This window comes from Flammeovirga aprica JL-4 (genome assembly GCF_012844305.1).
GTDB lineage: Bacteria > Bacteroidota > Bacteroidia > Cytophagales > Flammeovirgaceae > Flammeovirga > Flammeovirga aprica.
On sequence record NZ_JABANE010000006.1, the window covers coordinates 71,689 to 95,723 of the forward strand.

17 protein-coding genes are annotated in these 24,035 nt (G+C 35.5%); 8 read left to right on the top strand and 9 right to left on the bottom strand.

Annotated features, from left to right (window positions below):
* Window positions 1-132 precede the first annotated feature (132 nt).
* A complete protein-coding gene (locus HHU12_RS03350) occupies window positions 133-852 on the bottom strand; it encodes a chalcone isomerase family protein (protein ID WP_169654997.1) in 720 nt (239 codons plus the stop codon).
* A 255-nt stretch (window positions 853-1,107) separates the two neighbouring features.
* On the opposite strand from HHU12_RS03350, the gene HHU12_RS03355 reads away from it, so the two are divergent.
* Entirely contained in the window at window positions 1,108-1,518 is a 411-nt protein-coding gene (locus HHU12_RS03355; RefSeq protein ID WP_169654998.1) for a DoxX family membrane protein, read from the top strand.
* Window positions 1,519-1,834: 316 nt separating this feature from the next.
* Window positions 1,835-3,013, top strand: a complete 1,179-nt coding sequence (locus tag HHU12_RS03360; protein ID WP_169654999.1) for an MFS transporter — start codon at window positions 1,835-1,837, stop codon at window positions 3,011-3,013.
* A gap of 88 nt (window positions 3,014-3,101) precedes the next feature.
* Here the strand turns inward: HHU12_RS03360 and HHU12_RS03365 are convergent, their stop codons facing one another.
* From HHU12_RS03365 to HHU12_RS03380, 4 genes are all read right to left on the bottom strand, one after another.
* Complete coding sequence (locus tag HHU12_RS03365) at window positions 3,102-3,914, bottom strand: DUF4249 domain-containing protein (RefSeq protein WP_169655001.1); 813 nt, start codon at window positions 3,912-3,914, stop codon at window positions 3,102-3,104.
* A 15-nt stretch (window positions 3,915-3,929) separates the two neighbouring features.
* Window positions 3,930-6,254, bottom strand: coding sequence for a TonB-dependent receptor (locus HHU12_RS03370; protein ID WP_169655002.1), 2,325 nt, complete (start codon window positions 6,252-6,254; stop codon window positions 3,930-3,932).
* 170 nt (window positions 6,255-6,424) lie between these two features.
* A complete protein-coding gene (locus HHU12_RS03375; protein ID WP_169655004.1) occupies window positions 6,425-7,186 on the bottom strand; it encodes a LytR/AlgR family response regulator transcription factor in 762 nt (253 codons plus the stop codon).
* Entirely contained in the window at window positions 7,183-8,247 is a 1,065-nt protein-coding gene (locus HHU12_RS03380; protein WP_169655006.1) for a sensor histidine kinase, read from the bottom strand. The genes HHU12_RS03375 and HHU12_RS03380 overlap by 4 nt, the downstream gene beginning before the upstream one ends.
* Window positions 8,248-9,558: 1,311 nt before the next feature.
* On the opposite strand from HHU12_RS03380, the gene tpiA reads away from it, so the two are divergent.
* Window positions 9,559-10,320 carry a triose-phosphate isomerase gene (gene tpiA, locus HHU12_RS03385; protein ID WP_169655008.1) on the top strand — a complete coding sequence of 254 codons (762 nt, stop codon included), beginning with the start codon at window positions 9,559-9,561 and terminating at the stop codon, window positions 10,318-10,320.
* Between the two features lie 197 nt (window positions 10,321-10,517).
* Entirely contained in the window at window positions 10,518-11,342 is an 825-nt protein-coding gene (locus tag HHU12_RS03390) for a hypothetical protein (protein ID WP_169655010.1), read from the top strand.
* Here HHU12_RS03390 and HHU12_RS03395 read toward each other — a convergent pair.
* Genes HHU12_RS03395 through HHU12_RS03405 form a run of 3 tightly spaced genes read right to left on the bottom strand, consistent with a single transcriptional unit; the run spans window position 11,339 to window position 14,018 of the window.
* Window positions 11,339-12,118: an alpha/beta hydrolase gene (locus HHU12_RS03395; protein WP_169655012.1), complete on the bottom strand. Its 780-nt coding sequence runs from the start codon at window positions 12,116-12,118 to the stop codon at window positions 11,339-11,341. The genes HHU12_RS03390 and HHU12_RS03395 overlap by 4 nt on opposite strands.
* Before the next feature lie 9 nt (window positions 12,119-12,127).
* On the bottom strand, window positions 12,128-12,895 hold the full coding sequence (locus HHU12_RS03400; RefSeq protein WP_169655014.1) for a LytR/AlgR family response regulator transcription factor: 768 nt from the start codon (window positions 12,893-12,895) through the stop codon (window positions 12,128-12,130).
* Window positions 12,867-14,018: a sensor histidine kinase gene (locus tag HHU12_RS03405; protein WP_169655015.1), complete on the bottom strand. Its 1,152-nt coding sequence runs from the start codon at window positions 14,016-14,018 to the stop codon at window positions 12,867-12,869. The genes HHU12_RS03400 and HHU12_RS03405 overlap by 29 nt, the downstream gene beginning before the upstream one ends.
* A gap of 304 nt (window positions 14,019-14,322) precedes the next feature.
* Between HHU12_RS03405 and HHU12_RS03410 the strand changes: the two genes are divergently transcribed.
* The 3 genes from HHU12_RS03410 to HHU12_RS03420 all read left to right on the top strand — a co-directional run bounded on the left by HHU12_RS03410 (window position 14,323) and on the right by HHU12_RS03420 (window position 20,171).
* Window positions 14,323-17,454, top strand: a complete 3,132-nt coding sequence (locus HHU12_RS03410) for a SusC/RagA family TonB-linked outer membrane protein (RefSeq protein ID WP_169655017.1) — start codon at window positions 14,323-14,325, stop codon at window positions 17,452-17,454.
* 73 nt (window positions 17,455-17,527) lie between these two features.
* Window positions 17,528-18,973 (top strand): SusD/RagB family nutrient-binding outer membrane lipoprotein, encoded by a 1,446-nt coding sequence (locus tag HHU12_RS03415; protein WP_169655019.1) that lies wholly within the window; start codon window positions 17,528-17,530, stop codon window positions 18,971-18,973.
* 640 nt (window positions 18,974-19,613) lie between these two features.
* Window positions 19,614-20,171 (top strand): DUF4136 domain-containing protein, encoded by a 558-nt coding sequence (locus HHU12_RS03420; protein ID WP_169655021.1) that lies wholly within the window; start codon window positions 19,614-19,616, stop codon window positions 20,169-20,171.
* A gap of 67 nt (window positions 20,172-20,238) precedes the next feature.
* On the opposite strand, the gene HHU12_RS03425 is transcribed toward HHU12_RS03420, so the two are convergent.
* The gene (locus tag HHU12_RS03425) at window positions 20,239-21,471 is read right to left on the bottom strand and encodes a threonine/serine exporter family protein (RefSeq protein ID WP_169655023.1); all 1,233 of its coding nucleotides are present in this window, start codon (window positions 21,469-21,471) and stop codon (window positions 20,239-20,241) included.
* Window positions 21,472-21,654: 183 nt separating this feature from the next.
* Between HHU12_RS03425 and HHU12_RS03430 the strand changes: the two genes are divergently transcribed.
* Window positions 21,655-24,018, top strand: a complete 2,364-nt coding sequence (locus tag HHU12_RS03430) for an erythromycin esterase family protein (RefSeq protein WP_169655025.1) — start codon at window positions 21,655-21,657, stop codon at window positions 24,016-24,018.
* Window positions 24,019-24,035 lie beyond the last annotated feature (17 nt).

Here is a 24,035-nt window from a genome sequence, read left to right on the forward strand (position 1 = left end):
GTTTACCCCTATTCTTTTTTGAAAAAAAATCTATTTATTTTTTAATCAGCTGATATATAGGTTTTTTTAAAATAAAAAAAGGCCGATTATTTTTCAATAACCGACCTCAAATTTTCGACTTTATCTTTTTTCTTAGATCGAAAGAAGATTTTCTCTTAATGTAGCATCAATAGGAGTGTTTCCTAAATAGATGTTCATTAAAGCTTTTTTGAATGCTTTGTTATCCGTTTGGAATAACTGCTCACCATTCTTAAAAAGAGTGACTTTGTTATTCTTACTGATAATTCTGAAGTGATCTCCTGTTTCGATCAGATCACCGAAAGAAGCAATGTACTCTTTAATATCATCACTGATACTTTCTACATTACCTAAGTTAGACTTGTTGAAAGCTTCACCAAAAAGTTTTTCAACAGTTGTTACTTGAGATGTAATGATTTTGTCATGCTTTCTTAAGTCAGAAATAAATTGCTTTTCTTCTGCTGAAGCATCAGCGGCTGCTTTAAGGTCTGTGGCATAAGCGGCCTTGATTTTTTTGACAGTGTTTTCAGATTGAAGGTAATTGGATGTCATTACAAGGTCGATCACTTTTAGATCTTCACTGTAGATCAAACTGATCGCATCATCTGTACGGTTTTCAACATACAAAGCACATGAGAATACTTTTTTCAGACCTTTTGAAAATGCTCCATAACCATTGCTCTGTAGCGTTTGGTTAGTAACATTGATTGTTTCAGGAAATTCAACCTCATTAAAAAAATTAGTTTTGAAAGTAGGTTGGTTTTGTGCTTGGATCTGAAGTGAGGCAAAGAGTAAAACAATGCTTAGAAAGTTAATACGATAAACATTTTTCATGGAAGTTCACTTTTGATTTAATTATTTAAGTTAATTGACACTACAAAAATCCTAATATTATATAACTATTCAAAGAAAAAGTTTAACAATAATGTTAATGTTGTTATATGTTTTAACAAATGTTGTTGTTATTTTTGAATTGTAATTTCATTATTTTAATATTGTTTAAACAAATAAAACAAGAACAAATATTGTTTGAGTTTTAATTGTAAAATGCAGTTTTTAGGAAATATAGATTAGATAAAGCCTCAAATCATGGAAAATCAAGCATTTGTAGAAGATCAGCCGGTAGTTTCAGAAGGAAAAGCAACAATGGCAGTAAGATATTTACTTGCCTTGATGATGATTGTTTTTGGATTAAACAAATTTCTGAATTTTATCCCTATGCCCCCTGCTAGTAAGGAGGTTGCACAGGTTTTTGGAGCATTAATGCTGATGGGAATCCTTCCGATCGTAGGAATTCTTGAAATTGTGGGTGGATTGTTACTCGCAACAAAGATTGCTGTTCCTGCAACTTTGGTGGTTTTGGGAGCAATTGGTTTTAATGCTGTGTTGTTCCACGCTACACTCGATCCCGCCGGAATAGGTGGATCTATAGCTTTCCTTGGCATGGTCATTTATCTAGCTTACGTATACAGATCAAAATTTGCCCCACTCTTTAGATAGAAATATACATACCTTAAGATTAAACTTGAAGTTTTAACCCATTGAGAGAGTAGCCATTATGGCTGCTCTTTTTTATTGGACAAGTACTTAACCATTTTTTGATACTCAAAAGTCATATTCTATCAATCTGTCACTAAACAGCAACGTTAAACAAGCTGTATATAGAATGATAAAAACGTAGTATAGACAGTAGTTAGATTAAAAAATTTGAAAGAGGTTGTCCAATGGGCGACCTTTTTTGTTTAATGCCATTTGTATAACTGCTGACTATATTATTACCTTTCTTTCTCAATTCCGCTGAAACAACAAACACTTCATGAAAAATAAACTTACGCTTCCTCTTATTGTTACCGCCCAGTTTTGCTGCACTTCACTTTGGTTTGCAGGCAATGCCGTAATGAATGATTTAGTCAATAGTCTTTCTTTGTCGCCTGATGCACTTGGAGCATTGACTTCAGCCGTTCAGTTTGGTTTTATAATAGGCACACTTACTTTTGCTGTTTTGACCATTACAGATCGTTTTTCTCCCTCAAACGTTTTTCTTGTAAGCGCTTTACTAGGTGCTTTGTTTAATGCTGGGATTATTTGGGAAGCCAATACTTTGAATACATTGCTTCTTTTTAGATTCTTGACAGGCTTTTTCTTATCAGGCATTTATCCTGTGGGAATGAAAATAGCGGCGGATTATTTTGAAAAGGGGTTGGGCAGGTCATTGTCCTTTTTAGTAGGGGCTTTGGTTTTGGGAACAGCTTTTCCTCATTTATTGAAAGTACTGACAGATACAATGCCGTGGAAATATGTGATCATAGCCACTTCCATTTTAGCCACTGCAGGCGCATTTTTAATTTTCCTGTTTGTACCGGATGGACCTTTTAGAAAGCCATCGTCTCAATTCAGTTTCTATGCCATCAAAGATATTTTCAAGAAGCCTGCTTTTAGAGCTTCAGCCTTTGGTTACTTCGGTCACATGTGGGAGTTGTATACCTTTTGGGCTTTTGTTCCAATAATGCTTTACTCTTATCAAGAATTACATAGCGTACCAGCCTTTAACATCCCATTGCTTTCATTCATCATCATAGCCGTAGGAGGTTTAGCTTGTGTGATTGGTGGTTTTATTTCAGAAAAAATAGGAGTGAAACAAACGGCAAGAATAGCACTGACATTATCTGGCATATGCTGTTTGCTATCCCCTTTATTTTTCATTTTAAATGCACCATGGGTTTTCGTTACATTTTTAGTGCTATGGGGAATGTTTGTGATTGCTGATTCTCCTTTGTTCTCCACATTAGTTGCTCAAAATGCTCCAGCAGAATTAAAAGGGACAGCATTGACTATTGTCAACTGTATTGGTTTTGCGATCACTATTGTCAGTATTCAATTATTGAGCGTGTTACAAAATGTGATCAGTATAGAATACCTTTTTATCGTTTTAGCAGTAGGGCCATTGATGGGAAGAGTTTTGAATGAAGAGGGAAGAATTAAGAATGTAGAATGAAGAATGCAGGTGTTTTTTTATCGGTTTACTCAGACCTTCTTGTTACGAACCACCTGCATTCTTCTCTCTTAATTCTTCATTCTTAACTCTATTCTACTCCTACGGTGATGGATGCCGAATCGTAATTGTAAGCAGAGAAATATCCTAAAGCATTATTTGACCAGTTGGAAAGTGGATTTCCAGGAGCAGCAGAACCGCCACTTGGACCGCCACCACCACCAATGATGTCATTAAGAGAGTTGAAGTAATCATAAGAAGGTTCATCAAAGTGAATAAGTTTTACGTCTACAACATCTCCTATTTCAAAAACTTTAAAACCTAAAGAAGTTTTGGGCTGATTGCCGTTGTTTCTTAAGTCATTAAAAACTCTCAGGTCATTTTCAGTATTCTGATATTCTCCATTCAAATCATGAGTAAGACGGTAGAAGTTTTCCACGTCTCCAGGATCAGTGTATTTGATATAAACATAGTAACCCGATTCTCTTGGACCGAAGCCTTCTTCATATTCAGAATAAATAGTATCAATAGCCACTTTATCAAGCATAGTGGTAGAAGCATTGTATACTTCATTGTCTACATTGACTTCTAGGTGGTATTCTGTATTGATGACAGCATTTACAGGAACAGAGTAACTTCCATTCCCTTTGCTAGGCACATCAATAGTCTGATCATTGTATTTTAATGTAATACTTGCATTATCAATTTTTTCCGATGGAGAATTATCAAAATAGGGAGCAGTTTTAGAGATTTTTACCTCAAAATCATTTTCTCCTTCCATCAGAACTGCTTCGATTACAATTCTTGGGGCAGCATCTTTTAAGTCTACATCAATCACTTTTTCGCAAGCTGTAACCAAAAAAGCGATAACTATTACTGAAACGATGAGTTGTATAGATTTCATAATTAAGCAGTCGTTTTAGAATTTAAAATTGTAAGTAACTGAAGGAACCCATTTGAATAAAGCTACTTGTACAGCTTCTGTTTTATTAGGGTCCTCTTCATTTGGCTCAAAACTGATCGTGTAAGCATTTTCTCTTCCATAAACATTGTAAAGAGAGAAATTCCAGCTTGATTCAAACTTGTCCGTTTTCTTTCTGATCCAAGTTAAAGCCAAATCTAGACGGTGGTAATCCGGCATTCTGTATCCGTTTCTTTCTGTGTAGTAAGGCACTACTTTACCATCTACTTCATATCTTCCTGAAGGGAATGTTACCGCATCTCCAGTGTAATAAACAAAGTTACCTGATAGTGTTACTTTAGGGCTTAGTTTATAAATGGCCACTAAGTTGATATCGTGAATTCTATCTTGTCTGGCGGCAAACCACTGTCCGTTATTGATTTCATCAAACTGCTTTTCAGATCTGGCCAATGTATAACCTAACCATCCCGTAAGGCGTCCTTTATTTTTCTTGACCATAAATTCTAAACCATATGCTCTGCCTTTGCCGTACACTAAATCACCTTCCAATTGTTCATTCAAAAACACATTGGCACCCGTTTTATAGTCAATTACATTTTGCATGTCTTTGTAATAAGCCTCCACAGAAGTTTCGAAAGCATTGTCTTTGAAATTTCTGAAGTAGCCCAATGAGATTTGTTCTGCCTCCTGTGGTTTTACATTATTGGAACTCATAATCCAAGTATCCGTAGGAGAAGAAGATGTGGAATTACTCAACATGTGCAGGTATTGATAATTCTTGTTGTACCCTAGTTTCACAGAGCTTTTTGTGTTGATGATATAATTGGCAGACAGACGAGGTTCGAGCCCTCCATAATACTGCATTTGCTCACCATCACCGTATTTTTTAGCACCAATCACTTCACCTTTATCATTGTAATAGTATTCAGTACCTGTGCCTAAGCCTTGGAAAAGTGAGTAGCGAAGACCATAATTAATACTCAAACGGTTGGAAACTTTAAATTCATCTTGAATATAAAATGCCCCTTCAATACCGTATTTCTGTTCAGAATTTTTTGGGTTGACACCTGTATTGGCTCCGGCAGATAAATTGCCTGGCTCTATGGTATGATTGATGGCATTGAAGCCAAATTTTAGCGTATGTTTTGTAGAAGCATAATAAGAGAAGTCCTGTTTGAAATTGAGGTCTTTGATGACTGACTCCAAACCAATACGGTCTTCACCCGATCCAAAACCAAACTCATAGCTGTAATTACTGATAATGAAAGAAGTGTTGGAAAATAGTTTACTATTGAAAACGTGATTCCAGCGTACAGTACCCGTTCCGTTGCCGTAATTCATATTGATAGATCCGTCTACGCCGAGTTTATCTTGTCCGAAATATCCTGAAATGAAGATTCTATCTTTCTCTGAGATCCTGTAATTAGCCTTTAAATTAAGGTCATAAAAATAAAGACTGGAGTTCGAAAAACTTGGGTCATTAGAAAGTCCTAGAAAGAGGTCTGCGTATGTTCTTCTGCCCGAAATCATAAATGAACCTTTGTCTTTTACAATCGGACCCTCCACAGTCAATCTTGAGGCAATAGTACCAATACCACCTGCTACTGTATGTTCTTTGGCATTACCATCTTTCATTCTAATGTCAAGCACCGAAGAAGTTCTGCCACCATATTCAGGCATCATTCCCCCTTTATACATAGTAGCACCTTTGATGGCGTCACCATTAAAAACAGAGAAAAAGCCGAGAAGGTGAGAAGGGTTGTAAACGGGTGCTTCGTCCAAAAGCACAAGGTTTTGATCGAGTCCGCCACCACGAACATAGAAGCCTGAACCGCCTTCACCTGATGTTTTCACACCTGGCTGTGTCTGCATCACTTTTATGATATCTACCTCCCCTCCGAAAGTAGGAAGTTCTTTGATGGCTTTAGTGTCAATTCTTGTAACACTACCTTCATTGGCAGTGATATTCCTATCTTCTCTTTCGGCTGTAACCACTACTTCCTCCAAACTTTGGGAAGCAGGTGAAAGCTCTAAAGATAGTGTTACATTTTTATCCAGTACAATTGATTTTTCAATCACCTCGTACCCAATGTATTTGTAAATAACGGTGTAGTTTCCTTGCGGTAAACTCAATGAATAATATCCGTAAGTATTGGCTGTAACACCCACGCCTTTAAGTTCTTTTACTGTTACCGTAGCAAATGGCAAGTCTTCGCCATTAGAGCCATCTTTTATTTGTCCGCTTAGGGTGTATTTAGTTTGGCCAAATGAAATAGATGAGATAAGAAGTAAGATGATGAGTAAGAAAGAATTAATATTCATACTAAAATTAAGTTATGATTTAGTACAAATATTAACATTCTATCTCATTGGAAAAGGAAAAATTAACATCAAACGGGCATTTTAATACTTCAAACGGGCAGTGTATTTTGTTGTGGAAAATAGTAACCCAAATTCAGTATAACTGCGTAAAGTATGTTTCAAATATCCCCTTAGTCTTGAAGCCATTTTAAAAAATCGCTGGCTTTGGCTTTGCTGACAACGATGTCTTCTGGAATGTCGACTTGAGTTTCTACCAGCAGTTTTCTAGCAAAATATTTTGATACATGATTGATTGCATTTCTATTAACTAGGAATTGACGGTTGATTCTATAAAAATCAGAATTCAAGCTTGATTCCAAGGTATCTAGTGACTGATCTGTAGGGTATTTTTCTCCATCAAAAGTATAAATATAAGTCACGCTAGAGTCAAGGTGTATTAATGCAATCTGTAATGTATTGACAGGAATAATCTTTTCACCTTTAAAAATCAGAATATTCTTCTTGACATTTTTTTTAGGTACGCCCGATAGTTCAGCAATGATACTATTGAAATCTTGCGTATCATGACTGTTGCTTTTGATCATGCGGTCTACTTTCTGTAGCGTTTCCGTAATAGTAGTATTGTCAAACGGTTTCAAGATGTAATCAATACCGTTGACTTTAAACGCTTCCAAGGCGTATTCATCATAAGCAGTGCAGAAAACAATGGGTACTTTACAGTTGACCTCCTGAAAAATTTCAAAACTAAGTCCATCGGGAAGCTGAATGTCTGAGAAAAATAAATCAGGCATCGGGTTGTGCTTGAGATACTCTATCGCTTCGTCTACCGTGGTGAGTTTTGCTTGAATAGCATGATCAGAACTGTACTCTAAAATCAGAGATTCGAGCTCATCAGCCATCAGGTATTCGTCTTCAATAATTACAATATTCATTTTTTTAAGGTATCAAAAGTCACTTCAAATTGTTTGTCCTTGATGTTGTGGAGCACAGTAGGCTCAGCATTTCCCAGCAGTTTAAATCGTTTTTTCAAATTATTCAAACCTGTGCCAGTAGTGGCTTCAGGGTTTCTCTTTGGAATGAGGTTATTGCTGAATGTAATAGAATTGTCTTCGTTTTGCCTGATTTTGATTATGAGTGGATTATTCTTGGTGAAGGCATTGTGTTTTATCGCGTTCTCTGCCAAAGATTGAAGGGTGACAACAGGAAGATATTCGTTATTGATCACCTCATTAGGAAGGTAATTCTCAAACTGAATAGAGTTGGCAAACCTCACTTTTTGCAGTTCTATATAATTCTGGCAAAACTCCAGCTCATTCTTAATCAAAGCTTGGTCCTTTGCCGCTTCGGTGATTGAAAACCTCAAATGGGCCGATAGCCGTACAAGATAATCCTCTGCGGTTTGCTGCTCTTTTTTGATTAATAGCTTCAGCGTATTGAGAGCATTGAATATAAAGTGGGGGTGGATTTTATTTTTCAACTGCTCCTGCTGTGTTACATATTGGGCCAGTTCAAGGCGAGTTTTGGCCAGTTCCAACTGTGCTTTTTCATGTTTGCCAGTAATCAGCCAATAAATAATTAAAATAAAAGTATTGTTGGCAGTAGCAGCAATAATAGGATAGTACCCAAAAGAACCAAAATCAATTGGAGCATGTTCTGCTCGTTTCAATCTGAATAAAAAAACGATTACAAACATGACAGTGTAAGAAAAAAGGTACTTCCAGTTTTGATGTACTGTCCTGTTGAGTTGATCATCAAGGAAATGAAAGAGCCATATATTGATCATCCATTGGATAAAAACAAAAACAGAAATACCGCTCAATGCTTTCAAAAGTGTGAGATAACTCCATGAAATCATGGTTTTCTCAATTTCAGGCAAGGAAATAACGTGCAGTACCATTGGGGTAATGGTGTAAATACCAATAATGGGTGAGGTGACCAGAGCCATTTTCACCAATTCACGTAATTGAAGCTTTTTGGAAACAAACTTGTTCATGTGAGCAAAGTAACAAAAAGATAAAATTTTCAATGCCAAAGTTCTCCTAAAAACTTACCTATATGGCCTTAAATCCATCATTTGGACTTCTATACTAGAGCTTCTTACTTGATATAAGGTTGTTTGCAGTAGGGGATATTTCTGTAGGAAATCAATGTGAAAGTAATTTTTTTGAAATAAAATAAGGTGGAAGTGAACTAAAACTTACTCATGACAGTTATAAGGGTGTAACAAGTGATAAAAACCTGTAAATTTTACAAACGCATAAAAATTTTACAAGGCTTAATTTGAAAAGAACATTTGTGCAAGAATATAATATCATGATGAAAACCCCTCACACTTCTTATGTGGCATTAATTTGATGTTTAGTGAGCACTTCAGAGTATTCTGACCGATACATCTGAAAAGAAGTAGATCAGACCAACCCAGATCGTTCCAGCTTATCATGATAGAAGAATCTGTATTTCAATGGATTCAAAATGGAACATACAAACACTCTCAGAAGACATTGATCCAGTAAATTAGACGACAGAGAGATGTAAAAAAGGTTTTGCTTTAGAAGCGAAGCCTTTTTTTATGCGTTGTGTTTTTTGTTGTGATTTAAACAAAAAAGTCATTTTTTAATACTTTATAGTAATAATTTGAAAGTCGAAGGCTACTGTATGCCGTTTTTATAATCAGATAGAATGAAAATAAAGTAGTATAGACAGTAGTTAGATTATATAATGAAAAAGGTTGTCCGATGGATGGCCTTTTTTTGTTTCTAAATTTTGACTTTGCACTTAAGCTAAATATTTTTATCAAAAGTTGATCAATGAGTTATCTTCCCAAAAGCCCATAATTTCAATTATGGGTCTACGAAATACACGTTTACTTCATTTCGTGGGCTCAGCTCAAAAATGGGCATAAAAAAAACACTTGAAAAATTTCAAGTGTCTTTCCACAGCTGGTTAATGTTACTGGTGTATCATGCCATACAATAGGTGACTAACCTATGTTTCTTTACCCAATTAATCTTTATTCACTTACTGTGCCATAAAATGAAAAATTAGTTAAACCATTGTTTTTGAGTATTTTAAAAGGGTTTATCTGTTTTTTGGCATATTTTAAAGTTTCAAAATGAAACAAATATTCCATAATATGGAAAAATATAAGTCAGATAATGAAAAAAGAGGCGGAAAATCTACTTTTTTATCAAAATACCCCTCAAACTATCTGTCTGAGTATGACGAAACTCATTTTCAAAATACGGTGTGATATGTATATTCGCGACTGATTATAAAATTCATCTTATAAAAGAAAATTTACATCATGAGACAAAAAATTGTTGCAGGTAACTGGAAAATGAATCTTCTTAAGGAAGACGCTGTATCTTTAGCATCAGAAGTAGTGAATATCGCGAAAGACGAAACTCCGTCAGACGTTAAAGTTATCATGTGTACTCCTTTCATTCATTTAAGCAAAGTAAAATCATTAGTTGGTGATGCTGCTAATGTATTTGTTGGTGCTCAGAACTGCTACACAGAGCCAAAAGGTGCTTACACAGGAGAAATTTCTGCACAGCAATTAGCTTCTTATGGTATTGATTACGTGATCTTGGGTCACTCTGAGCGTCGTGAGTACTTTGGTGAGTCAAATGCTACTTTAGCTACTAAAACTGATGCTGTAATTGCAAACGGTATGTTGCCAATCTTCTGTATCGGTGAGGTATTAGAGGAGCGTGAGGCTGGTACTCAAAAAGAAGTTGTTGAGAAGCAATTATCAGAAGGTTTATTCCACCTTTCTGCTGAGGACTTCGGTAAAGTAGTTTTAGCATACGAGCCAGTTTGGGCTATCGGTACTGGTAAAACAGCTTCTTCTGCACAAGCACAAGAAATGCACAAAGATATCCGTGATATGGTTGCTGCTAAATATGGTCAAGAGGTTGCTGATGCTACTTCTATCTTATATGGTGGTTCTGCTAAGCCAAGCAACGCTCAAGAATTATTCGCTCAACCTGACGTTGACGGTGGTTTGATCGGTGGTGCTTCATTAGTAGCTAGAGACTTCATCGAAATCTCAAAATCATACTAATTTGAAATTAGGCATGCGTTACGTTACGTATTAAAGATAAACGTGTTTAAGGGGGTTGTTCTATAAATAGTTCAACCTCTTTTTTTTATCCAAAAACTTGCTTTATACCTTAACTTCAGTATATTAATACTGTGATTAAGCCATTTGCTAAAAAACATGGCTACTTGAATGAAATGGAACCAAGACTTAATTCAAAAATGCAGAGACTCTTAATATTCCTATTTTTATTTTCAGTATCAGGTACGCTTCTCTTTGCCCAGAAAAAAGACAAAAAGAAGAAAAATGATATGATTCATGAGGCTACCAAGGATTTGGAAAATCAATCGCAGAACCTCAGAGACAGTATGGTATTTTTCCATCCAGAGTGGGAAAATGGCAATTTATCATTGAAAGATGGTACAGTATTCAAAGATGTGCCTTTGCTTTATGATTTAGAAAGAGATCAAGTAGAGGTCTTACAGATTGAGGATATTGAGCTGTATGGAGGGGAAGGAATGAAGGATACAACAGTCTTGATTTTTGAACAGCATGAAATTGATGAGTTTGATTTTATAGCCCACACATTAGATGAAAATGAACAGGAAATAACTGTGCCCCATCACTTTGTAAATGCCGAACGTTTTTATAGAGATGAATTGCCTGCAATTGGTATCTATGAAATTGTGGAGGAAGGTAAGGTTGGTGTCATTGCTTATCCTTATTTATGGAAAATTATGCATAGAACTACAGCTCATTTTGACCCAGAAAGAAGAAGGGAGCTAGAGAACAGTGTGCATGATGTGAAGGGAAGACAAGCAGAGGTTTATTATAGTTTTGAGTTGAAAGAGAAACTTTACTTGCTGCTGGATGGCAAGGTGATCTATGATTTAGATGTGAAAAGAAAAACCTTCTTGAAAGTATTTGAAGGTAAAGAGGAGGAAATAAATGAGTATATGAGAAAATCGGGGCTTCAATATAAAAATAGAGAAGATCTGATTAAAATCGTTAATCACTACAATGGTCTGGCAGAGATGATGAATTAGTTTTTATCGTCAAGCCATTCCTGAATGTACTCTGCCACTTCTGTCCAATTGGGTTCAAACATAAAAGCATGAGCTCTGTTCTCAAATATTATGGCCTGCTGTCCATAAAATGTGGCCGTTTTTTCTACATCCTCAGGAAAAATAATTTTATCATCCCTGAAACCAATATGAGCCATTGGGAAATTAACCTTTGATGCATCAATTTCAAAGTCTCTCAGCATCATTTCCAGTAGAGCTCTGATAGATTCTCTCTGCATATTTTTACTGACATGTTTTCGGACTTCTAATGAAGGTAATGTGGTGTAAATCCCTTCTGGAGGTTCTGTTTCAATATATTTTCCAAAAGGAAATAAAGCGGAGGCAGCAAATTTACCCCAGCTTAAAGGTGCTGTAAGGAAGAATTCAGACATTGACCTGAAAACCCCAAAAGGAGGAACAGCCGCCAATAAAACAGCCGCTTGAAGGGAAATTTTCTGACCGACAAGCTGTGTTACAAGTCCTCCCATTGAATGACCTATAAGAATAGGCTTTTCATCCAGAGAAGTGATCAGTTTTATAACATCTTCTGTGTATTGGTCTAAACCGTATAAATTTAGGAAGAGTTTACTTTCATTATCGCGGTGGCCACTTAGGTGAACGGCGTAGGTGTCGTATCCCAATTCGGCAAAATAATCTAGAAAATTACCTCTCCATGCTTCTCCATTGAACAAAGCGCCATGGATTAGAATTAGAGGGTGTTTCGATTTTTTCTGTTTTGCGGGTTTGAAAGTAAACATCTTTATGATTTATGAGTTGGGCATTATTCCTTTACTGTAAATTGTATCCTTCACTGTTTGCTGATACAATCTGCCGATAGGAAGCATCTTTCCGTTTTTCAATTCTACCTGATTTCCCTCAATTGCATTTACCTTTTTAAGTGAAATAGCATAGGAGCGGTGTATTCTTATAAATTCGTCCTCAGGAAGATTTTCCAGAATCTTAGTAAGCGTATAGTGCACCACCATTTCTTTTTCCTTGGTGTAAATTCTCAAGTAATCTTTCAGACTTTCCATATAAATGATGTCGTCAAGAAAAACTTTCAGCATTTTCTTTTCTACTTTCAGGAAGATAAAACGCTCTTCTTCTGTGCTTGCAGAAGAGGAGGAAACAGGTGCCGCAACAGTTTTAGGAGGAGCCTTAGCCGCTTCTTTAGTGTGTATAAACTGCGCTGCTTTATTTGCCGCTTTTAAGAAACGTTGAAAAGAAATAGGTTTTAATAAATAATCCAGAGCGGAAATCTCAAAACCTTCCAAAGCATATTCTCTATGTGCGGTAGTAAGAATAACTTCCGGCTTCTGCTCCAGCGACTTCACAAAGTCAATTCCTGTAAGCATCGGCATGTTTATATCTAAAAACAGCAGATCAATCTTATTGTTTTGTAATATATTGAAAGCTTCGATCGCACTTTCGCATTTGGCCACAATTTCAAATTCATTGAGACGAAGTAGATAATTTTCAATCACCTTGATTGCTAAAGGTTCATCATCAATGATTAGGCATTTTATTTTGCTCATCTCTTGGAATTTTAAGTGTTACTTTAAAAATCTTCTCCCCATCGTTAATATCCAGAGAATAGAGGTCACCGTATAGTAAGCCTAATCTTCTTCTAGCGTTTTCTAGTCCAAATCCACCAGTCTTAGGTTTATTTTGCGTATCAGTAGTAAGATTAAACGGTAGAGGTGTCTGGTCAATGTTAGGATTTTCTACTTCAAAAGTGATAAAATCCTGTGAAATCTTCAAGTGAAGTGATATATCAATCTCATTTAATTTGTTCTTGGTGCCATGTTTAAAGGTATTTTCAATAAACGGCAACAATAATAACTGAGGAATCCGCACCCCATCGTCATCACCTTCCACTTCAAATGTAAGATTAAGTCGGTGGCCAAAGCGTAGCTTCTCAAGGTCAAGATAGTTTTGCAGATAATACATTTCATCAGAAAGAAGCACTCTTGACTCTTTTTGATAAAGCATATAACTCATCAGTTCCGAGAGCTTTATGATGGCATCCGGAGCATCATCACTCTTATCTAAAGTAAGTGAATAGATATTATTTAAAGTATTGAACAGGAAATGAGGCTGTATCTGTGATTTCAGCAAGTTCAATTCCGTCATCATATTTTGTTTTTCAAGCTCGCGTGTACGTTTCTGATTGATGATCCAGTTTCTGGTCAACGCAATAGAAGTGGTAATTCCCAGCACATATAATTCACCCGTAATAATGGCTACAACATGATTAACACTGAAAATTTCCGCCTGCGTGCCAGCTTCAGGCCATACCGGTAATAAAAACTGCTGTGTCATAAATACTTTGACATACATCATTACTACTAAAGCGCCAGCAAGGTTCAATAAATAAAGAACATATTTCTTAGAAGGAATAAACTTTGGAAGTAAATAATACGCGTGATAGTACGTAAGGGGGATATGAATCGCAAAACCTATTATATTTGATTGGAAAGAATAGGTATAGTCATCATAGTAGCTTCCCCATCTCAATCCATTTAAAAGAAAATAGATTAACCAAAATATGGTATGATGTAATATAGGCTTCTGCAGTTTAAGCGTCATCACTTCGGGGATATGTTCAAAGAAGTTTACTGGCTCATTGAACTTATTTTTATCAGTAGATATAGCCATTGTTAACGAAAGTTTAATAATATCTACTAATTATATGTTAAATGTCAATGAGACAATTAAATTAGATTTATGTTACAAATATAAGATTTTATGACATTTATCCTTAGATGAATGCAGTTCGTCTGTGAATTAACGTTGTATAACAGACGTTAATCACTGTTAATCTATTTTTTTAATTTTCCTTAAGTGTCTGTTATACATTTACGATATCAAGAAAATGCAAGGGAGTGTTTCCTTTGCTTGTGAGCAAAATTACTAATTACTCTCTGCTCACATCGTCTGTTCATCTAACCTTCAGTTCAATATGAAATTCAGACTACTAACATTAGTCATTAGCCTACTACTAATGACAAATTTCCTTCAAGCACAAGAGTCACTTGTGAAAGGTACAGTAAGTGAAAATGGCACAGGAGAGCCATTACCAGGTGTAAACGTATTAATCAAAGGTACCTCTGTAGGTACAACAACCGATTTTAATGGTGAGTTTAGTTTAACAGTAGGAGAAGGATCAACGCTTTCTTTCTCTTATATTGGTTACAAAACGCAAGATGTTGAAGTCGGTACTCAAACATCATTTGACATCTCTTTAGAGGTAGATGCCGAACAACTAGAAGAAGTTGTGGTGACAGCATTTGGTATGGAAAGAGAATCAAAAGCTCTTGGTTATGCAGTCCAAGAAGTAAAGGGAGATGATTTAGCAGTAGCTAAAGAACCAAGCGTAATTAATGGATTGTCTGGTAAAGTATCAGGTGTACAAATTACTAAAACTGCAGGTGGTGCAGGTGGTTCATCTCGTGTTGTTATCCGTGGTAACAACTCTTTAACAGGATCAAACCAACCATTATATATTGTTGATGGTGTGCCGATTGATAACTCATCTTTCTATAACACAGGAAGCTACTGGGATGGTGGTGTTGATTATGGTGATGGTATTGGTGATATCAACCCTGATGACATTGAATCACTTTCAGTATTAAAAGGACCTGCAGCAGCAGCTTTATATGGTTCACGTGCAGCAGGTGGTGTTATCTTAATCACTACTAAGAAAGGAAAAAACAGAAATGGCAAACTTACTGTAGAGTACAATGGTAACTTCACTTTCGAAAATCCATTGGTATTACCAAACTTCCAAAATGAGTATGGTCTTGGTCGTGATGGTGTAATCCCTGCAGCAGAAGAAATTCGTTCTCAACAAAACTCTCAATCAAGTTGGGGACCTAGAATGCAAGGTCAAACGTACACAGACTGGACAGGTAATGAATCACAATACACTGCTCAACCTGATAACGTAAAAGACTTCTTCAATACTGGTACTACAATGATGAACTCAATTGCAGTAGGTGGTGGAGATGAAAAAGCAAACTTCAGACTTTCATATGCAAACTTAAAGAATGAAGGTATGGTGCCAACGTCAACTTTTGAAAGAAACTCAGTTGGCTTAAGAGGTAGTATGAAGAAAGGTATCTTAACTGTAGATAGTAAAGTAAACTACTTTAATGTAAAGGGTTATAACAGAGCTTATATGGCTGAAACAATGGAGAACCCAATGTTTACTTTTATCAACATGGGACGTTCTGTTAGAACTCAAGATCTTAAGAATAACACAATGAGAGATGGAGAGCATTTCAACTTCTCAAACAATCAGTTCTTAATGAACCCATATTACGCTCTTGAAAAAGCACCAAACTGGGATGAGAAAAACAGAGTTTTAGGTTTTGTTTCTGCTAAGTTTGATATCATGGAAGGTTTAAGCTTCCAAGCTCGTACAGGTTTGGATCACTGGACACACGACAGATTTAGAACTTCACCAAAAGGTGCTGAAGGTACTGTATACAGACCAGCTGGTAGATTAGAAAAAGACGCTTTCAATGTAACAGAGCAAAACACTGACTTTATCTTTAACTTTAAGAAAGACTTCTCAAGTGATTTATCATTGAGTGCAATTGCAGGTGCTAACTTCTTACATCAAAATGTTGTATATACTAACACGTTAGCGGGTGCATTGGTAGAGAGAGATTGGTACAGCTTCAACAACGCTGATGGAGGAACTGCAACACGTGAGAACATCACTGAAAAGAAAGTTCACTCAGTATTTGGTTCAGCAAACATTGGATATAAGAACGTATTATTCTTAGACTTAACAGCAAGAAATGACTGGTCATCAGCGCTACCTAATCAATCATTCTTCTATCCTTCAGTAACAGGTGCATTTGCCTTCTCTGAATTATTAGATGTAGATGAGTCAATCTTCACTTTTGGTAAAGTAAGAGCATCATGGGCTAAAGTAGGTAAAGATACAGATCCTTACTCAACTTCATTAGCTTACTCTATCATCACTCAAGATGTTATTAATGGTCAGCCTGCAGGAGCAATTGGTACAATCACAAACAGAGGTGATATCACTTCAGTATCAGTAATTGATCCTAACTTATTACCAGAGATTACTACTTCATGGGAAATTGGTGCAGACCTTAAGTTCTTAAATAACAGAATTGGATTAGACGTAACATACTACAGCGGAATCTCTGAAAATCAAGTTATCCCAGTACCACTTCCAAATACTGCAGGAGCTCAGTCGATCGTAGTAAACCAAGGATCAATGAAAAACAGTGGTATTGAATTAATGTTGACAGCAAATGCCATCCAAAAAGGATCATTTAACTGGGATATCACAGCCAACTTCACAAAAAATACAAACGAATTAGTATCACTTTATGAAGAGGTAGGTTTGGATGAGTTATTATTAAACCAATCTGCAAGAGGTGAGGTAAGAATCTTAGCTCAAACAGGTAAGCCTTATGGTCAAATTGTAGGTAGACAATTAGTTAGAGATGCAAGCGGTAATCCTCAGTTTAATGCTGAAACTGGTGAAGACGGATTAACAGTTTATACGCCACAGTTCGAAGAAGATAAAGAGTTAGGTAACATTACTCCAGACTTCATGTTAGGTTTATCAAACAGATTCTCTTACAAAAACTTTGTAATGAATGTTGTTTTAGATGCGAAGATCGGTGGAGATATGTTCTCTTACACGAATTACAACTTACATAGAAACGGTCATCACCAAACTACTGCTGACCAAAGAAATGCAGGTGGTGTTAATGTATCTGTAGACGGATCAGTTCAAAAAATCGACACACAAGCTTACTATGATGCTATCGGAAACTCAGCAGTTGCAGATGCTTTCGTACAAGACGCTTCATATGTGAAATTAAGAGAAGTAAGTTTTGGGTATAAATTACCAACTTCATTAACTCAAAAAGTATACATCCAAGGTGCTACAATCTCATTCATTGGTAGAAATTTAGCATTGCTTTACAGCGGAGTTGATGGTATTGATCCTGAATCTTTAGTATCAAGAGGAATGTTAGGAATTGAGTATGCTGCTATCCCTTCTTCAGCAAGTTATGGTTTTAACTTAAACTTGAAATTCTAACAAAGTAATTCATTCTAAATAGTACACAGTACATTATGTATTGTGTACTTGAAATACACAAAATCTTTAGATTATGAAATTTACAAAGTCCATTAAAAATATATTAGTTGCAGGAGCCTTGCTTATATCAGGAGCTTCTTGTACAAGTGATTTTGAGGAAATCAATACAAACCCAAACATTCCTTCTAACCAACCAAGTGCGGCACAGTATTTTACATTTGCTCAGTTAGCTACTTCAGGTGTTGGTCATGAAACTCCACGTTTGAATAGCCTTTCAACAGGTGTTTGGAGTATGCATTTCACAACTTCTTTTGGTACTGACAACCAAACTTGGGTAACAGGTACTGGACCAATGTGGGTAGAAGAATACTTCAATAACTCATACATCAAAGTGCTAGGTAACTTACTTGCAGCTCAAATGCAATTGGAGTCAGAGAGTGCTGGTTATGCTATGATGGAAGTATGGAGAGTATATCATGCGCACAGAATGGCTGACTTGTACGGTCACATTCCTTATTCAGAAGCAGGAAAAGCATTGACGGATGGTATTTTGAAGCCTAAGTATGATGCACAATCTGAAGTATATTCAGATATGATCAATGTACTTTCAGCTGCTATTGCTAAGTTAAGCGGTGGAGGAAACACTTTTGGAGCACAAGACCTGATTTATGGTGGTGATCATGCAATGTGGGCAAAGTTTGCTAACTCTTTAAAGTTACGTTTAGCAAATAGAGTAGGTAACACTTCAGCAATTCAAGAAGCATTAAATGCACCACTGATCACTTCATTGGATGATCAAGCTTTAATTCCTTACAGCGGTCAAGGTGATGTATGGAACATGGGTTCTAACGGAGATGTATTCTCGTTCTCATGGTTACTTTCTCATCCTTCTCAAGGTATCTTGAATGTAATGACAGGTCGTGATATGGATGAAACAAATGACGATCCACGTTTAAGTGTATTCTTTGATAATTCTATTGCTGATTCTGATGCAAAAACACCTTGGTATACACCAACAATTTCACACGGTGAGGTACCTGCAGCAACAAATATTTTCAGAGTAAACCAAGCAAATTTAGGTGGAGCTGATTCTCCGGATTTATTGGTGACAGCAGCTGAAGTTGCATTCTTGAAAGCAGAACAATCATTATCTGAAGCAGATTTTATTGCAGGGGTTAACTTGTCACTATCACACTATGGTTTAGGTGATGATGTAGAGGCAAACTATCCTGTATTTGCAGCGAAATTAAAAGCAGATTTTGCAGCAAATGCGAAAGCAGCAATTCTTACACAAAAGTGGGTAGCTATTATTGGTAATGGCCCTGAGTCTTTTGCAGAAGTAAGAAGAAACAGAGATTTGTTTTACGGTACTATTCTTCAACCAAATGTTGATTACGTAAAAACGATTTATGATAATTTCTCATTTGATCGTTTAGACTTTCCAAACAGTGAGAAAGCAAGTAATGCAGAAGGTGTAGAACAAGCTAAAACGCTTCCTGATAATTTCTGGTGGAACTAAGTCCTCCACATTTAAAAAGAATTTAGGTGAATAATAATATAACGGACAATGAATTAAATACAAGCAGAGGAAATTTTCTCCTCTGCCTGTTTTACTAATTGTTTCAGTAAGTAAGTACTAAGCCAAAAATAATTGATTATTAATTCTTAATTATTTTTTGTAAGTACAACGCAAAAAAACGAATGAATAGTGGTTCTATTGATCGTTTTTTAAAGGCAGTAATTGCAAAACAATAATAAGAATTAGTATTAAATAATTTTGTCTTAGTACTTATATCAATAGTTTCAGGTATTTTGAACTTTGGTTTTTTTCATACAATAGTAAGGAAGACGTTGCAGTAGTAACGTCTTTTTTTGTTTTAGAGAGGTTTCAAACATTCTCTTAATCACTAAGCCAAAATTATTAACTACATTTGGCGCAGAACTTCAATAGAAACTTATCTCATGATAACATTATCTTTAGGTTGTTTAATGTTGTTAAGTTAAAATTATGTATAACCGCTTAAAGATTGTTAGGTCTTAAAACTTGCTAACGCTTAATCAGTAAACTTTAATAAAGAATTCGTGAGTATTTATAATATTTACGTATAAAATGAGATACTCGATTTTATTTCGTTCTAAACAATCAAAATATTATCATCATGAAAAACCTCAAAAAATTATTATTATCGGCTGCAATGTTGATCAGTGTTACATTTTTAGTAACGTCTTGTTCATCAACGAAAATTGTGACAGATTATAATCCTGGGACAAACTTCAATGCATACCAAACTTTTAGTCTTTTACCTTTCCAAAAGACAAACGCGAAAATTAATCAGTTTGACCGCGAAAGAGTAAAAAATGCAGTCATTGCTAACATGCAAAACTTAGGATATACTTATTCTGAGCAGGATACTACAGCCGACTTGCAAGTGGGTATGGTATTCACTACAAAAGAAAAGAAAAGCGTAACTTCTTATAATGCCGGATACGGTGGATGGTACGGCCCTTGGGGTATGGGTGCTACTCACTATTCTGAGTATGAATATACTGAAGGTACTTTTGTAATTGATATTTTCGATACAAAAGAAAGAAAATTACTTTGGGAAGCAGCGGCAGTAAGTACGTTGTCTGAAAAGCAGGAAAGCCCAGTAGTTAGAGAAAGAAATATTAATCGTTTTGTGAAGAGTATTTTCAATAAATACCCCTCAAAATCTTAAAGGATAAAACGAAGTAATATAAAAAAGAAAGCATCGGATGAAATCAATCATCCGATGCTTTCTTTTTTTAAATCACTTCGTCTCTATTATCAAGATTAGGATAGTAAGTACTGTAAGCGACAAGCATACCCACCACAATGGCACAGAACATTAATAGGCCAGAGGTACCGATACTTGGATTATCAATGATAGGATCATTTCTGAACTGATGTGATAATCCCATAAATAATCTACTTCCAGGTACGAGTATAACAATGCCCTGTAATAGGTAAACGGAAGGTGGAACATTTCTCCATTTACTGAGTAGAATGCTTAAAAATGTGATCAGAAAGGCACTGATAAACGTACCGAAAATCCAGCCAATATTTTCTTGAAATAGCATTGGTCCCCAGAAAGCGATCACAGCAAGGAATAATCCTATAAGTAGGTCTTTAAGCTTCGTATTGAACACCACTCCCAAACCAGCAGATAAAGCGGGCAGGGCAATCAAATGCATCCATTGAGGGATTTCATTGTTATAAATATCTTCTTCCAGTCCAAACAAGAAGTGTCCTAGTGCCATGCCTAAATACACTCCAATAAAGAGTTTGAGGAAAATCATAATGGCATTGAAAAGGAAGCCGGACCCTGAGTTGAACTGATTGAAGGAAATTTCTTCTAATGCAATAGAAATGGTCAAGCCAGGCACATATAAAATCACTGATGCAAGACTGAGCTCAATTACATCCAGATCAGGAATATAGTACTTGCATAAACAGCCTAAAAATGCACAGATAAAGGCCGTGTAAAATTCCACCGTATAACGTGAAGTATTAAAACGACTTACCCCTTTTGTAATAAGATACCCAATAAAACCCATCAGAAAACTAAACCAGAAAGTCACCCAACTTGCACCAATCAACCCTAAAAACGATGGAGGAATGATAGTATATGCCAACGCTAAAGTGAACTCATTGTAGATCTTCTTCTTTTGAATTACTTTATCAATATTCTCCGTGATAGTCTCATAGTCGTGCCCCTCTTTAAACGCCTTCCTAATTTGTTTATGAAGGTCAGCCAGTTTACCAAGGTTATTACTTCCTAAAGGAATGTATTGGAGCAATACTTGACGTTCTTTGGTCTGAGGGTCCTCTACCTGATAATTGAGCGTATTAGTCGTTACTTGACATGAAACCTCTACACCAATATGCTTGGCGACATCTTGAATATAGGTCTCGACCCTTAAAGATGAACATCCGAATTTATGGAGTGCATTTCCTATTTTTACTATTAAATTATATTTCTCTTCAAAGTTTTTCATGGGTATAACAAAATATTATTTTGTTTAAGTGGAGCGAAATTAATTTATTTTTTGAGGGATTGAAAACTTTTAAGGTGGAATTTATCTATTATTAATATTCTCTGAATCACTGCTTTTGAGAGATTGATATAGTTTGTTATTTTTAGAGTTCGAAAACGACTATAACTTTAAATAATAACTACAATGAGACAACAACTTAAAGCAATGCTCTCGATTTGCTTCTTACTATTAAATGCTACTCTTTTTGCACAACAAAAACTCAATTTTCATTACTATGATACGCTAAATTTCCATCATTTTTCAGCACTGAAAGAGGATATAGGAGATGCCAGAATTGTGTTATTGGGCGAGCCCGATCACTTTCATGGTAACATCTTCACTGCTAAAACGGAAGTGATGAAAATGCTTCATGAAGAAATGGGATTTGAGATCGTAGCCTTTGAAAGTGGGTTTTATGATTTAAACAAATCGCATGAGGCAATTGCAAAAGGGGAAAATGTAAAATACGCCTATACAAAAAGTATTTTTTCAATTTGGACTTCTCAAGAAGAGTTCCATCCATTTATGGATTATGTCGCTGAAAACTATGAAATGCTGAAAGTACATGGTTTTGACAATCAGATTAGTGGTCATTATGCTCAAGAAACATTGATCGAAGATTTTGCTCCTTACTTTGAAAATGAAGGAGATTATCAGATATGGCATAATAACATGAATTATATCCAGGATTATTACTTCCCGAAGTTTTTAAATCTAGCCGATTTTCTAAGTAAAAATGAAGCATTGAAAGAAGCTATTTCAAAATCTTCTAATCCTCAAAAGGAAGATCTGATCCAAACACTTTCTTTTATTTCTGAATCGGCAAAAGATTACTATCACAATGATCCCGGAAATAAATCACAAGAAGATTTCAAAGCCAAAGACAGTAATATCAGAGATCAATTAATGGCTGAAAATCTATTGTATTTAGCCGAGAAATACCCAGATAAAAAGATTATTGTTTGGGGTGCGACTGGTCATCTGCTGAATAAAATAAGAGGAGCTCTTGAAGAGTTGGATGAGTTTAACCCAATGGGAAGTTATATTAAAGAGAAATGGGGAGATAAAGCTTATATCTTAGCCTTTACAGGACAAGACGATGATATCTATACAGAAGATAATATTGAGGATCATTTTTATGAATCAGGAAATGCTTTTGCCTTTTTAAGTTTAAATGAGAAAGCTATTTTCAAAAGCAATGTTATTGGTACTGAAGGTGGAGGAATCGAAGAACTTGAAACAGATTGGTCGAAGGCTTTTGATGGGATGTTTTTTGTCAATCAGTTACAGAAAGGTACTTATAAAGAATACAATTGTGGTACTTCAACACTTCCTGAAGAAAGCAATCAAACTGACGATAATGGAACTACATTTTCATTTGAATTAAAAGAAGGAGAGAAAAAAAGTATTCCTTCCCATTATCTAAAAGACAATATTTCTTTCAATAAGCAAAAAGGATTGGTCTATGATCAAAATACTAAAGCACCAATCCCTTTTGTGAATGTCATTACTTCTTATTCAAAAATAGGAACATCTACTAATGAAAAAGGAAGTTTTGAAATTAGTATACCCTCAGAACAGGATTCTATCTTACTTTCATCAATAGGTTATGAAACATTGAAGATTGCAACTTCTGATAACAACCTTGAAATTTACCTTCAACCTAAAGTAGAAGAAATGTCCACTTTGAACATTTCAAGTGAGCCATTGACAGCGAAGAGTATTATGAAAAAAGTAATTCAGAATATTCCTAAGAACTATAACCAAGGAGCCTTTTCTTATATCATAGAGGGAGGTATGGTATTTAAAGCATTTAATGGAATCACCTATTTTGCAGAAAGAAAAATAGATTTATATAATCATGATGGTTATCAATCTACTTCTTTATTTGGACTGCAAGATTTTAAGAGTTTTAATAATCTTTTTAGTGTAAAGATATGTGAAATGGATTCTATAAAGAATTCACCTCCACCTTTTAAGAAGGTTGATCCCAAAAAATCTCCTGGGTGGCAACGATTTTATGTTTCTTATGATATTATGGATGTCCGTCATAATAACTTTCTAGATAAAGGGAAGTTATCGAAATATGATCTTGAGTTTTCAGATGTCAAAATAGAAAATGGGAAAGAGATTTTTGTGATTAAATTTAAAGCAAAAAATGTATCGTTCAGAAGTAGTGTTTTCCTTGATATGAAAACAATTAATGGTGTACTCTATATTAATGCGGAAGATTATGCATTATTGAAAGCAGAATGTTATGTGACTCATGAGGGGGAAGAGATACAGAAGTACTATGATAGTGATAAAAGATTAAGGAAATTAAAATTGAAAGTGCCATCAATGCCTTTTACTCAACAGGTCACCACTTACAAAAAAAGTAGTGAGGGGTATTATTATATGGATGAAATTATATCGGAATCTAATCTGCCACTTAAACCTTCATTTGATCACTTAAAAGTGTCTGAGATAAAAATTGGAGAGCGAAACAGAGAAAATGAAATAAACTAAAAGGTAAGGTGAGTCAA